This is a genomic window from Flavobacterium johnsoniae (genome assembly GCF_001879205.1).
Taxonomy (GTDB): Bacteria; Bacteroidota; Bacteroidia; order Flavobacteriales; family Flavobacteriaceae; genus Flavobacterium; species Flavobacterium johnsoniae_A.
In genome coordinates this window covers 207,960-221,996 of record NZ_MLFK01000006.1, presented here as the reverse complement: position 1 = coordinate 221,996, position 14,037 = coordinate 207,960, and the positions used below count along the sequence as shown (strand labels likewise).

The window sequence follows — 14,037 nt, the reverse complement described above, 5'->3', positions numbered from 1 at the left end:
ATAATTTTAGATTTAAGTACTTAGTAATTCCACATATCTTCCTCAAAATTACGGATCTTTTCTTTTACTCTTTCAGACTCTAATAATTGATTCAGCGCATCATCCTTAATATAATCTTTAATCTCACGATCACCATACATGTTTTCTTCTTTGTAGATAACAGCATTGAAACGTCTTGAATTTAGAACCTGATCAAATGAGATTGGAACTGCTGAATTTTTGTCGTTGAAAGCTTTTGCTTCATGCAAAACTTCCCGCGCATCGGGAAAGAAAACCCAAAATAATTCAATATAATCTTTTTCGTCACTATTCATTGTATAAACATCTGGAGTTACAGGACAAATTCCAAGCAAACGATATTTCAATTCGCTCTGACGTTTATCAAAGTACCAGTATCCTTTTATTTTGTATTGTGAAACATCAGCAGCTGTAAGATCTTGCTTCAATATATACTCCGCAGGAACTGTTCTTGTAGGCCCTACTGTTTCATCTACATAAGTAACAACTTTTTTCTTACCAGTGCCTGTAACGACTTTTTTCTTAACAACTCGTGTTCTGTAATCATCCGGATATTGGTTTATCAGTTCTCTACCGGCATCTGTAGTATCTACACGAGACAAAGCTCCGGTAATATCTTTCATTGACTTTTTGGTATTAAAATAACTATCTGTATAAACTTCTGTTATTCTGCCATTTTTTATAGCCTTAGTCAATACATCGTAGAGCGACCGCCTATCCGGTCCTATATTTGCAGTATCTACAGGGAAATATAGAGGAAAATTGATCTTTTCATTCAAATCAATGATCTCCCAAGTAGTTTTTCCCATCAAGATATCTCTATCATCTACATAACCATAAGCTAATGGCTTATCATTATCAGAAATAAGCCTTGCAGCAGGCTTTAACCCAATCTGGTCAGCAGTTTTAGCATTCAGTAAATTAGATTGTGCTTTAGCACCTAATGCACCAAAGACAGCAAATACAATTATTAAAAAATTCCTTATTTTCATTGTGATAAATATTATAAGAAATTAAACGTGATTTTAAATTATATATTGTTATTTTTCTTACATAAATCAAAATTAATAAAAAGTAAGTAAAATCAAGGGCTGTTTACAAGTTTTAACAAATGAATATTATGCCGTAAAACAAAAAAACTCTTACTACAAAGGTAGTAAGAGTTTTTTAAATATTTTATTTTCAGATACTTAGTAATTCCACATATCTTGTTCGAAGTTACGAATCTTCTCTTTTACTCTTTCAGATTCTAACAATTGATTTTGCGCATTATCTTTCATATAATCGCTGATCGCTCTGTCTCCATAAAGGTTTTCCTCTTTGTAAACTACTGCGTTAAAACGTCTAGAGTTTAATATCTGGTCAAATGAAATTGGAAGTGCCGAGTTGTTATCATTAAAAGCTTTTGCTTCATGCAGTGCTTCACGTGCATTTGGGAAAAATACCCAGAATAACTCAATATAATCCTTTTCGTCACTATTCATTGTATAAACGTCTGGAGTTACAGGACAAATTCCAAGTAAACGATATTTCAACTCACTTTGACGTTTGTCAAAATACCAGTATCCTTTGATTTTGTATTGTGTAACATCAGCAGAAGTAAGATCTTGTTTCAAGATATACTCAGCAGGAACCGTTCTTGTTGGCCCAACTGTCTCGTCAACGTAAGTAACAACTTTCTTTTTACCAGTACCCGTAACCACTTTTTTCTTCACAACACGTGATTTGTAGTCATCAGGATATTGGTTGATAAGCTCTCTACCAGCATCTGTAGTATCAATACGAGATAATGCACCTTCGATGTCTTTCATAGATTTTTTAGTATTGAAATAACTATCAGAGTAAACTTCAGTTATTTTGCCTTTTTTAATGGCTTTCGTCAAAACATCGTAAAGTGAACGTCTATCAGAACCAATATTAGCTGTATCTACAGGAAAATACATTGGAAAGTTGATCTTTTCATTCAAATCAATGATCTCCCAAGTAGTTTTTCCCATCAAGATATCTCTATCATCAACATAACCGTAAGCTAAAGGCTTATCATTATCTGAGATAAGTTGCGCAGGAGTTTTAAGTCCAATTTGAGCAGGGGTTTTCGCATTAAGCAAATTAGATTGCGCATTAGAAGCAAAACCTCCAGCGATACAAACAATAGCTATTAAAAAATTTCTTACTTTCATCGTGGTATCATTATAAGATATTGAACGTAGTTTAAACTACTTTATTATTGTATTTCGTAAATTACCGGAGCAGTTCTTGGTAATAAATAACTACCAGCTCCAACAAGTTTAGTTTTAATTTCAGAAATAGTAACCTGGTCTCCTTTACCAGCTCTGGAAAGAACTGATTTACATTGAGCATTTAATCTATTACCACTAACAACAACTGTAGGTTGTCCAGCAATTTTCATATTAAATCCTACAACATCTAAACCAACTTCAAAATCAAAATCAAGTAATTTAGCACCAATAGTAGCAATTTCTAAGTTAGATTTAGGACCTTTAACAACTCCCATTTCACCTCTAATTGTACCTGTTGGACCAGGAATACCTTTAATTCTGAATGTTTTCTTATCTGTAACTTTATCTCCGTTTGGTAATGTACCAGTCACAGAGATTGTAGCCTCAGTGCCTTGACCTGGGCTCATGTTATATTTTCCTGGTTTACCTGCAGAAGATAATCCCGGAGCACTTGCAACAATTTTGTTAGCATCAACACCAGCGAATGATACAGAGATTGGGTTAACAACACCTCTATACACAACATTCATTTTATCAGCAGAAATTGTAGCTGAATTTGGTCTTGGAACTACAACATATTTCCCGGCAAATTTCAATGGAATGTTTTTACCATCTTCTAAGAAAGTAAATTGTCCGTTGATATCTTGTTCTCCAACACCTCCAGCAGTTAATGAGATAACAGCTTGTCCGTTAACAATTTGTCCTGGACCTTGGAAAGAAGTTGGTTTTGTGTTTTCGTCATAACGACCTAAAACTACTTTACCAGTAACTTTTTCTCCTTGGAAGTAAGCATTTTTGTCTAAAACAACAATTGCCTGATAGTTACTATAGGAAGCAGCAGCAACTGCAGCTTTTCCTAAAGCACTGTTGTAAACGTCAGCTTCAACTTTTTTCACGTCATTCTGCCAAGCTGAAAGTTTAGCAGCTGATGCAATTGCAGGAAATCCTTTGAAGTGGTATGCTAAGTATTTTTCTTTAATACCTTCTTTGTTTTTTACGTCAGAAACATCAAATTTTTTCTCAACCTCAGAAATAATACCAGCATATTTTTTATCTGTACCTAAAGCAGCTTTAATATCTGATTTGTATTTTTCTATTTTTGAAATAATTTCATTTCCTTTTTTAGTGTAACCGTCACCTGTAAACCAGTCGTCGATGTTATCACCTCTATCCATAGCTTCGTATGGCATTTTTCCAGTTTCTTTATCAACTTCAAATCCTTTAACAGCCTGAGCTTTTAAAGATCCTATATAATCATAAAATTCTTTAGAGATTGTTTCAACTTTGTGAGCAGTAACTGCAGCGATAGCAAATTCTCCTTTTGCTTCAGCAGCTTTTTGATCTAAAGATGTTAATAAACTTGCATTTGTTTCAGTTGAACTAGTATTTGCACCTTCAAATTTTTCGTTCATCAAACCAAAAGCAGAAATAACTTCTTTTGATACGTTCATTGCTAACATTGCGATGAAAACCAGATACATCAGGTTAATCATCTTCTGTCTAGGGGTTAATTTTCCTCCTGCCATTTTTTTCTAATTAGTTCTTATTAATATTTAATATATAGTCAAAAACTAATTATCCTTTGTTACTCATTGCAGAAAGCATACCACCATAAACACTGTTTAATGAAGCAATGTTTGCAGTCATAGATGCCATTTGTTCTTTTAATTTAGAAGCATTTTCAGCGATTTCACTGTTTGCTTGTGCATTTCTTGAAGCACTTTCTAATTGTACTTTATATAAGCTGTTTAATGATTCCATTTGCGCAGCAGCAAGAGACATTTCTTCAGCATATTTCTTTTGACCTGCAATAGAATCTACTGTTGGAGAAATTGCTTTTGCAGCTCCTTCGAAATTTTTGATGCTGTTTCCTAAGCTTGACATTAATTCACCATCAACTTTAGCTTCTTTTAACATTGCGTCTAATTTTTGAGACAATAATCCTTGAGCATCAGATGGAGTTTCAACTTTGTCAGCTTTTTTTCTAGCTTGTCCGTTAGCTAATTCTGGGTAAACAAGAGTCCAGTCTAATTCGTCTTCAACTGGTTCGAAAGCAGAAAGAGCGAAGATTAATGCTTCAGTTACCAATCCGATTGATAACATAACAGTTCCTGTTAATGGTCCAATTTCAAAGTGAGTAATTTTGAATAAAGCTCCAATAATTACTACTGCCGCTCCCATACCATAAGCGAAATTCATCACTTTTTTACTTAATAATGCCATAATACTTTTTTTTAGGTTTTAATTTTAAATAGATTCGATTTGGTTTTTGTATATTGATTCAATTATACTCTATTATTTTTTTCCGCTTCCTGTTACTTGAGTTCCCATGTAATCTTGTACAGTTCTGAAACCAATGTAACTTCTTGCAGAATCAGCATATTCGTGATCACGAGTACTTACTTGTAGGAAGTAAGCAACATCTTTCCAAGATCCTCCACGAACAACTTTTCTTTGGTTGTTTCCATCAATTACGTTAGGGTTCATTGTAGAAACATATTCGTATGCATTTGGATTATAAGCTGAATCTGTCCACTCTGAAACGTTTCCTGCCATGTTGTATAATCCGTATCCGTTTGGATCGTATGATTTAGCTTCAACAGTATATAAAGCCTCATCAGCTGCATAATCTCCTCTGTTTGGTTTGAAGTTAGCTAAGAAACAACCTCTGTCACTCTTAGTGTAAGGACCTCCCCAAGGATAAGTTGCAGATTCAAGACCACCTCTTGCAGCATACTCCCATTCTGCTTCTGTTGGAAGTCTGAAAGAGTTTACTAAATCACGTCCCTTTTTCTTAGATTTGATATAGCTGTTTTTATTTAAAGTTCTCCAAGCACAGAAAGCCTTAGCTTGTTTCCAAGTTACTCCTACTACCGGATAATCTCCATAAGCTTTATGCCAGAAGTAATCATTATGCATTGGCTCATTATATGAATAAGCAAAATCTTTAATCCAAACTGTTGTGTCAGGATAAACACTAACCTGCTCAGTCTTAACGAAATCTTTTCTTTTTCCAACTTTAGCTTTTGCAGCAGCCTGAATATCCATCCATGAATAACGGAATTTCAATTTATTTACATCAATTGTTCTTAAACCATTATATGATTCTTCAATTGGCAAATACATAGAATCCATTACCTCAGCATAGTATTCATCTGGGTAAGCTTTAGTATCTTTAATTAACTTAACTTTTTTGTTTAATTTTCTACCAGCATACGGATCATCTTTTGTCCCTACACTATAATAATTATCATACATGTATTTATCATAAGCCGTCATTTTATCCGGCTCAGAATCATTAAATGCATAATCAGCAATACTGCCTCCTTTTTTTCCTTTGTCACCAGTACTTTTTTGACCAGTTTCATCAGCCAAGATAGCAAGACGAACTCTCATTGTAGAATCTTTTACCCATTCTACAAATTGACGGTACTCACTATTAGTGATCTCAGTTTCGTCCATATAAAACGCACGAACCGTTACTGATTTAGTTGGAGCATCTTCCACATTAGCTAAATCAGCATCTGATTTACCCATAATAAAAGATCCACCCGGAACTAATGTCATTCCATAAGGCTTCTCGGGATGCCATTTCCCTCCTGTAACACCAACTAATTCACCTTTGTCACCTGACTTACCACAGCCGATTACTAGTGTTAACATTGCTGCAAATGCAATAAACTTCTTCATATAAATTTGGGATTATCTATTCATTATTAAAAGTCCGTAAACGTATTTATTATTTATCTAAAAAACAATACTACTTGCGAAATTTATTTTACCGTTCAAAAATAATGTTAAAAAAAATAAAAAAAAAATATTTCATCGATAAACTGATTAAAAAAATCGATGTAAAACGTTAAATTTTATAATATATAAACATTATCTTACTAAATTTTTTAACTTATTTTTTTGAAATTGAAAAATTTTAAGATTTCTTTTAAATTTTTAATTTACAAAGCGTTTTTTCGCTGTGCTTTCCACCATCTTTCTGGCAATTCTTGGTTACATGCGCTTAAATATTCGTCATAAGAACACGGTAATAACGTATTTCTTTTTAGTTTATTGTGCCCATTTGTTTCAAATGGAATTTCGATCCACCAGCGCTCTGTTTTGTCACTTTTATAAAAAACAAGTTCTTCTTCTTCAAGAGGTACAATGTATTTTAAATAATTGGTTCTGCTTCCAAACGGATATTCCTTAGAACGATAATGATACCCTTCAATAAAATACCATATAATCTGAGCAACAATAGGAGCTTCGGGCAATGTGCTATTGTGATTAAACACTCCAAAAGAAGAAACTTTATCACTAATTCCGGCATATCTTGCCAGAGAACAAATCTCTTTTCCGTTAAAGCCATTTGGCTCAAAAGAAACCATATTACCTGAAGCTGAAGATTTTACTGAATTTAAATCGATACTAACTAAATCGGCATCTCTAAAAACAGGCTCAGCCAAGGCAATGTTGTTTGAAATCTCTCCTAAACGGTAAGCATCAAAAAACAACTTCTCGATTAAATCTATCTCCTCTTGAGAGTTATAATAGGTTTGATAACCAATATTACAATAATTAAAAAGATTATTTGGCTCATTAATAATAATTTGAGTCAGGTAAGAATTAGCCGAAACTGTTTCATTTTCTTTACCAAAATCAAACTTATTATCTACAGAAACCATATTCACCATTTGCTCTAAATCATCATAAGCGCGATATAAAGCATATGTTAAATCCTGAGAACCTCCCAGGACTATAGGAATCACTTTATTCTTAATTAAGGTCGATGTAACTTTTTTAACTGCGAAGTAAGTATCCTCTACAGAATCTCCTGCAAGAATATCTCCTAAGTCTGCAATTGATGCATCCCAGTTGCCCGGAAACATACCGTAAAGCTTTTTACGAATAGAAGTAAGATTGACTTCATGGACCGCATTAACATTACGACGATCTTCTAAAACACCGACAATCGCAATATTAATTTTGCTGATATCCGGAAACTGATCCTGGGTATGCAAAACAATTTTACTCCCCAGTTCTTGTGAAGACAATGAACTGATGAATTTTAAAATTCCGTCATTTAAAGGCTCTAGAAAATCAAATTCCATTTTTTTATTTCTTTTTTGCAGCTGGTTTTTTAGCCGTTGCTTTCTTGGTTGTTGCGGCTTTTTTTGCCGGCGCTTTTTTAGCTGGTGTTTTCTTAGCAATCATTTCCTGAACTTCGGCCAATGTTAATTTTGTTGCATCAACATCTTTACTTAATTCAATTTTGATTTTGCCTTTTGTAATAACTGAACGTCCCCAACGTGCTTTTTCAACCAAAATTCCTTCTTCTTCCCAGTTGTGAAGAACTTTATCAATATTCTTTTGTAATTTATCTTCAATTAATTCTTCAACTTCTGCCTGAGATAAATTATCAAAATTGTACTTTTTACTCACATTTACAAAAAGACCATTCCATTTGATGAACGGACCAAAACGCCCCACACCTTTTTGAACAGGCTCTCCTTTATAAACCGCAATTGGCGCATCTGCAAGTGCTTTGTCATCGATTAATTCCTGAGCTCTTTCTTTTGTAACTCCAAGCGGGTCTTCACCTCTTGGCAATGAAATAAATACACTTCCGTGACGTACATAAGGACCATAACGACCGTTACTTACCTCTACTTCTTCTCCTTTATAATCTCCTAAATTTTTAGGAAGCAAGAATAAATTCAAAGCTTCTTCAAGCGTAATATTTCCAATATTTTGATCTGACATTAAGCTGGCAAACTTTTTATCTTCGTCGTCTGCCTCTCCAATTTGAGCCATTGGTCCAAATTTTCCTAAACGAACCGAAACCTGTCTTCCGTCTGCATCTTTTCCTAAAATTCTTTCACCGCTTTCACGTTCAGCATTTGCCTCAACTTCTTTTACATTTGGATGAAATTTATTGTAGAAATCCTGCATCATAATTGCCCAGTCGATATTTCCTTCGGCAATTTCGTCAAAATCCTGTTCTACTTTTGCAGTAAAATTATAATCTAAAATATTTCCGAAGTTCTTTACCAGGAAATCAGTAACAATTGTTCCAATGTCAGTTGGAACCAGTTTTCCTTTATCAGAACCTGTATTTTCCTTAAGAAGCTTCTCGCCTACTTTACTATTTTGCAAAGTAAGCTGCGTATAATTACGTTCCTGTCCTTCCAGTGTTCCTTTTTCAACATAATTTCTGTTGATGATAGTGGAAATAGTTGGTGCATAAGTAGACGGACGCCCAATTCCCAATTCTTCTAATTTTTTAACCAAAGAGGCTTCTGTATAACGTGCCGGAGGTCTTGAATATCGTTCTGTGGCTGTAATATAGTTATTAGCCAGTTTTTCGTTTACTTTTAAAGCAGGAAGCATTCCTTCTTGCTCTTCTTCATCATCATCGTGACCTTCTAAATAAACTTTTAAGAAACCTTCAAAAAGCAAAACTTCTCCAGAAGCTGTAAAAATTTCGTTGTGATTATCCGCTTCAATTTTCACGTTTGTTCTTTCAAGCTGCGCATCGCTCATTTGAGATGCCAAGGTTCTTTTCCAGATCAAATCATACAAACGAGCCTGATCACGGTCAATATTTACAGTATGGCGCGACATATCGGTTGGACGAATTGCTTCGTGCGCTTCTTGTGCTCCTTTACTTTTGGTAGCAAAAGTTCTCGGTTTTGAAAATTCTTTTCCGTAAGATTTTATGATTTCAGCTTCAGCAGCGCTCATCGCCTCTTTTGAAAGATTAACGCTGTCAGTTCTCATATAAGTAATAAGTCCCGCCTCGTATAAACGTTGTGCTAACTGCATTGTAATTCCAACCGGCAAATACAATTTTCTCGCTGCTTCCTGCTGAAGAGTAGAAGTTGTAAAAGGTGCTGTTGGAGATTTTTTGGTAGGTTTAGTTTCTAAATCAGCTACCTTATATTTAGAACCGATGTTTTGATTTAAAAAATCTTCGGCTTCTTTTTTAGTATTAAAGTTTTTTGGAAGTTTTGCTTTAAAGGCTTTTCCTGCTTCGTTTACAAATTCGGCAACAATTGAATAACTTGCAACTGCATTAAAATTCTGGATTTCGCGTTCTCTCTCAACAATTAAACGAACAGAAACAGATTGTACACGACCGGCAGAAAGTCCGCCTTTAATCTTTCTCCATAAAACCGGAGACAATTCATAACCTACTAAACGATCCAGAACACGACGTGCCTGCTGAGCATTTACTAAATTATAATCTATTTCTCGTGGGTTCTCAATTGCTTTAAGAATCGCCGTTTTGGTAATTTCATGAAAAACAATTCGTTTTGTTTTTTTTGTATCCAGTTTCAGTTCTTCCGCCAGGTGCCATGAAATAGCTTCCCCTTCGCGGTCCTCATCACTTGCTAACCAAACCGTTTCGGCATTTTTAGACAGTGTTTTAAGTTTACTTACCAAAGCTTTTTTATCCGGAGAAACTTCATATTTAGGTCTAAAACCATTCTCTACATCTACTCCTATTTCCTTTGATGGTAAGTCGGCTATGTGACCATAACTTGACTCCACCTGAAAATCGTTTCCAAGAAATTTCTCGATCGTTTTCGCCTTTGCAGGTGACTCCACTATTACTAAATTCTTTGCCATTGCTCTTATTTTCTGCAACAAAAGTATTTATTTTTTTTAAATATTAACCTTACGAATGAATTTTTGAGGTATTTTGATATTATGAAACTTAAAATTGCAGATTTATCTGTAATATTCTTTAATATATATATAGGTACAACTTTTAGTCGATTATGACCGAGAAATTCTTTTAATTTTAGATTTTAGTCCCAAAGCCTCAGGATTGATTTTAAATTTTAGGTTTTGCGTAAAAAAAGCTAACGCTTTTTTGAGATTTCTTTCAATCTGCTATCTGTCCCGAGGCTTTGGAACTAAAATCTAAAATTTCTCCTCTGCCATCTTGTCATATTGACCGTATTTACGCTATCTTTGCACTTTGAAATTTTACAATGGAAAAGATTATTGAAGAAAGTAAACAAGGTGAAAGTCTTGTTTTAGAAAATAAACCCGAAAATACTAAGAAGCTTTTTATAGAAAGTTATGGTTGTGCGATGAATTTTTCGGATAGTGAAGTCGTAGCGTCTATTTTGTCTAACGGAGGTTATAATACAACTTCAGTTTTAGAAGAAGCGGATTTGGTATTAGTAAACACTTGCTCAATTCGTGATAAAGCTGAGCAAACTATTCGCAAACGTCTGGAGAAATACAATGCCGTGAAACGCACTAACCCAAAAATGAAAGTAGGCGTTTTAGGCTGTATGGCCGAGCGTTTAAAAAGTCAGTTTTTGGAGGAAGAAAAAATAGTCGATCTTGTTGTTGGACCTGATGCTTACAAAGATTTACCAAATTTATTGGCAGAAGTTGAAGAAGGACGCGACGCCATTAATGTAATCTTATCAAAAGAAGAAACTTACGGAGATATTTCACCAGTTCGTTTAATGAGTAACGGAATTACAGCGTTAGTTTCTATCACTCGTGGATGCGATAATATGTGTACATTTTGTGTTGTGCCTTTTACACGCGGACGAGAACGCAGTCGTGAGCCACAAAGTATTATGGCCGAAATTCAGGATTTATGGAACAAAGGCTTTAAAGAAATTACGCTTTTAGGACAAAACGTTGACAGTTACCTTTGGTACGGAGGAGGCTTGAAAAAAGATTTTGTAAACGCTTCTGAAATGCAAAAGGCAACTGCAGTAGATTTTGATCAATTGCTGGAAATGGTTGCTGTTGGTTTTCCTAAAATGCGTATTAGATTCTCAACTTCTAATCCTCAGGATATGCACGAAAGCATTTTACATGTTATTGCTAAATATCCAAATATCTGCAAACATATTCACTTGCCTGTTCAGTCTGGAAGTAACCGAATTTTAAAAGAAATGAATCGCCTGCACACTCGCGAGGAATACATGGCATTGATTGATAAAATTAGAGCAATTGTTCCAGATGCTTCAATTTCACAAGATATGATTGCCGGTTTCCCAACCGAAACTGAACAAGATCACGAGGATACAATGAGTTTAATGGAATATGTAAAATACAATTTCGGTTATATGTATTCGTATTCTGAACGCCCTGGAACTTTGGCCGGAAGAAAAATGAAAGATGATGTTGAAGAAGAAACCAAAGCCAGAAGACTGCAGGAAATTGTAGACTTACAACAAAAACACGCTTGGTTTAGAAGCGAAGAGTTTGTCGGAAAAACGGTTGAAGTTTTGGTTGAAAAAGTTTCAAAAAAATCAACAGAAGAATTCTCTGGAAGAAACTCTCAAAGCATTACTGTAGTTTTCCCGAAAGAGAATTATAAAATTGGAGATTTCGTAAACGTAAAAATAACAAGCTGTACCAGCGGTACTTTAAAAGGTGAAGCTGTTGGATTAAGTGAAATGAATTAAAAATTAGTTTCAGGTTTCAAGTTTCAGGTTCTTTGCGTAACTTGAAACTTGAAAGAAAGACATATAAAAGTTTTATCCCTATATCTATTATGAAAAAATTCATTATTCTAGTGTTCTCATTATTTATTGTATCATGTTCAAACGATAACAATTCATCTTCTGAACCTGAGAATATAGAAGGAACTATATTGAAAAGTTACAAAGAAGACAGTCCTAATGGAAATATACATTTATTTGAAAATGAAGGCAGTCGATACGAAAAAATAGTATTTTCGACAGGAGAAATACTTATAAAATTCGCTTATGACTCTAATAATAAAATGACAAAAACAACTGTTAGCCCTGATAGTAATCCTTCCACAACTACTTTTACTTATAATAATGATGGCCAAATTATTAAAATGGAAAAGGATAACAGAAAGTTGGGGACAGAAGGAAAACTTTTTGTTTGGTTGTTCTCTTACAATAATAATGTTGTAACCGGCGAATTGGTTTCTGATCAAGATCCGAACTTTAATCATATAAAAGTTCAATATACTTTTAATAATGAAGGATTACTTATTTCTAAACATGATTATGTTGATTATCCGGCTAAAGAAAACAGACCAATAAGAACCAACTCGTATATCACTTTGAAATATGACAATAATAAAAATCTTGTTTTATTAAAAATGACTCAAAACGGTACTCATGACCTGCCAGACAGTCCTGCAAGCCTTTATGTAAATACAGCTACTTACGAGTACGACGACAAACCAAATCCTGTTCATAAAGTTTATATGAATCATTATATGAATTATATTTTAAGCAATGAATATCCGTTTGTTTTAGAAAGAGGCAGCATTCAGGACAGAGTAACAGGAACCGGAACAAATAATTTAATAAGAACAACTTATTCAAATAGTGAATCTGGCGGCATACCTGTAGACAATGTTTATAAGAACATTTATACTTATCAATTAAACAACTTACCTAGTAAAATGGCAAGAATTTCAACCGTTGACAATAAAAAAGATAGCGGTTTGATTTTTAATTATTCAGCCAAATAAAAAAAATTGAAAAATCCAAGAAATAGCTAGTTTATGGAAACAGTTCAAGCAATAAAACAACGATTTGAGATTATTGGGAATGACCCAAAATTAAATCGCGCCATTGAAAAAGCCATTCAGGTTGCTCCAACTGATATTTCGGTTATGGTAACTGGGGAAAGTGGTGTTGGTAAAGAAAATATTCCGAGAATTATTCATTCGCTTTCACACAGAAAGCACGGTAAATATATTGCAGTAAACTGCGGAGCCATTCCCGAAGGAACTATTGACAGTGAACTTTTTGGACACGAAAAAGGTGCTTTTACAGGTGCAACAAGCACACGTGAAGGTTATTTCGAAGTAGCCGATGGCGGAACGATTTTTCTGGATGAAGTTGGAGAACTGCCTCTAACAACCCAGGTTCGTTTACTTCGTGTTCTTGAAAACGGCGAATTTATAAAAGTAGGTTCGTCTCAGGTTCAAAAAACCAATGTTCGTATTGTAGCCGCAACAAATGTCAATTTATTTAATGCGATCGAAAAAGGAAAATTCCGTGAGGATTTATACTATCGTTTAACAACGGTTGAGATCACATTACCTCCTTTGCGTGAGCGAAATGAAGACATCCATTTATTGTTTAGAAAATTTGTAGCCGATTTTGCTCACAAATACAAAATGCCCCCATTAAAATTAGATGACGATGCTGTACAGCTGCTTCAAAAATTTAGATGGAACGGAAACATTCGACAGCTTCGAAATGTGGCAGAACAAATCTCGGTTTTAGAAACCAATCGTGATATTTCTGCTGCTACACTATCTTCTTATTTACCAACAGAAGGAAGCAATTTACCTTCTGTAATAAGCGACAAAAAGAAAGAAAGCGATTTCAGTACTGAAAGAGACATCTTATACAAAGTCCTTTTTGATATGAAAAGCGACTTAAATGACCTAAAAAAACTGACTTTAGAATTAATGAAAAACGGCACCTCAAAAGTGCAGGATATTAATCCCAATTTAATTCAGAAAATATACGGTTCACAGGAAAATGACAGCGAAATTGATTTTGAAGAAGAACCAAGAACAGCCGTCATGACGCCTGCAGTACGCGAAGAAAACTATCAGATTCCGGAGGATAATTATTTATTTGCCGAAACTATTGAGGAAGAAGAAGTTTTACGCTTGGAACAGAAAGAAATCGAAATGATCAAAAAATCATTAGAAAAAAATAAAGGAAAACGAAAAGCGGCAGCAGACGAATTAGGCATTTCTGAAAGAACATTATACCGAAAAATTAAACAATTCGATTTGTAA

The 14,037-nt window shown here is 34.4% G+C and carries 10 protein-coding genes; 3 read left to right on the top strand and 7 right to left on the bottom strand.

The window, feature by feature from the left end:
* Positions 1-20: 20 nt before the first annotated feature.
* From gldN (BKM63_RS10255) to topA, 7 genes are all read right to left on the bottom strand, one after another.
* Entirely contained in the window at positions 21-1,010 is a 990-nt protein-coding gene (gene gldN, locus BKM63_RS10255) for a gliding motility protein GldN (RefSeq protein WP_071636512.1), read from the bottom strand.
* A gap of 198 nt (positions 1,011-1,208) precedes the next feature.
* Positions 1,209-2,198, bottom strand: a complete 990-nt coding sequence (gene gldN, locus BKM63_RS10250; protein WP_071636511.1) for a gliding motility protein GldN — start codon at positions 2,196-2,198, stop codon at positions 1,209-1,211.
* Positions 2,199-2,242: 44 nt separating this feature from the next.
* A complete protein-coding gene (gldM, locus tag BKM63_RS10245) occupies positions 2,243-3,784 on the bottom strand; it encodes a gliding motility protein GldM (RefSeq protein WP_071636510.1) in 1,542 nt (513 codons plus the stop codon).
* 49 nt (positions 3,785-3,833) lie between these two features.
* Positions 3,834-4,481: a gliding motility protein GldL gene (gldL, locus tag BKM63_RS10240; protein WP_071636509.1), complete on the bottom strand. Its 648-nt coding sequence runs from the start codon at positions 4,479-4,481 to the stop codon at positions 3,834-3,836.
* 72 nt (positions 4,482-4,553) lie between these two features.
* Positions 4,554-5,948, bottom strand: coding sequence for a gliding motility lipoprotein GldK (gene gldK / locus BKM63_RS10235; protein WP_071636508.1), 1,395 nt, complete (start codon positions 5,946-5,948; stop codon positions 4,554-4,556).
* A gap of 263 nt (positions 5,949-6,211) precedes the next feature.
* Positions 6,212-7,363 carry a formimidoylglutamase gene (locus BKM63_RS10230; RefSeq protein WP_071636507.1) on the bottom strand — a complete coding sequence of 384 codons (1,152 nt, stop codon included), beginning with the start codon at positions 7,361-7,363 and terminating at the stop codon, positions 6,212-6,214.
* Positions 7,364-7,367: 4 nt separating this feature from the next.
* Positions 7,368-9,884: a type I DNA topoisomerase gene (gene topA / locus BKM63_RS10225; protein ID WP_071636506.1), complete on the bottom strand. Its 2,517-nt coding sequence runs from the start codon at positions 9,882-9,884 to the stop codon at positions 7,368-7,370.
* 368 nt (positions 9,885-10,252) lie between these two features.
* Here topA and miaB point away from each other — a divergent pair, with 368 nt between their 5' ends.
* The 3 genes from miaB to BKM63_RS10210 all read left to right on the top strand — a co-directional run bounded on the left by miaB (position 10,253) and on the right by BKM63_RS10210 (position 14,037).
* Positions 10,253-11,698 (top strand): tRNA (N6-isopentenyl adenosine(37)-C2)-methylthiotransferase MiaB, encoded by a 1,446-nt coding sequence (gene miaB / locus BKM63_RS10220; protein ID WP_071636505.1) that lies wholly within the window; start codon positions 10,253-10,255, stop codon positions 11,696-11,698.
* An 89-nt stretch (positions 11,699-11,787) separates the two neighbouring features.
* Entirely contained in the window at positions 11,788-12,747 is a 960-nt protein-coding gene (locus BKM63_RS10215) for a hypothetical protein (RefSeq protein ID WP_071636504.1), read from the top strand.
* Between the two features lie 33 nt (positions 12,748-12,780).
* Entirely contained in the window at positions 12,781-14,037 is a 1,257-nt protein-coding gene (locus tag BKM63_RS10210; RefSeq protein ID WP_071636503.1) for a sigma-54 interaction domain-containing protein, read from the top strand.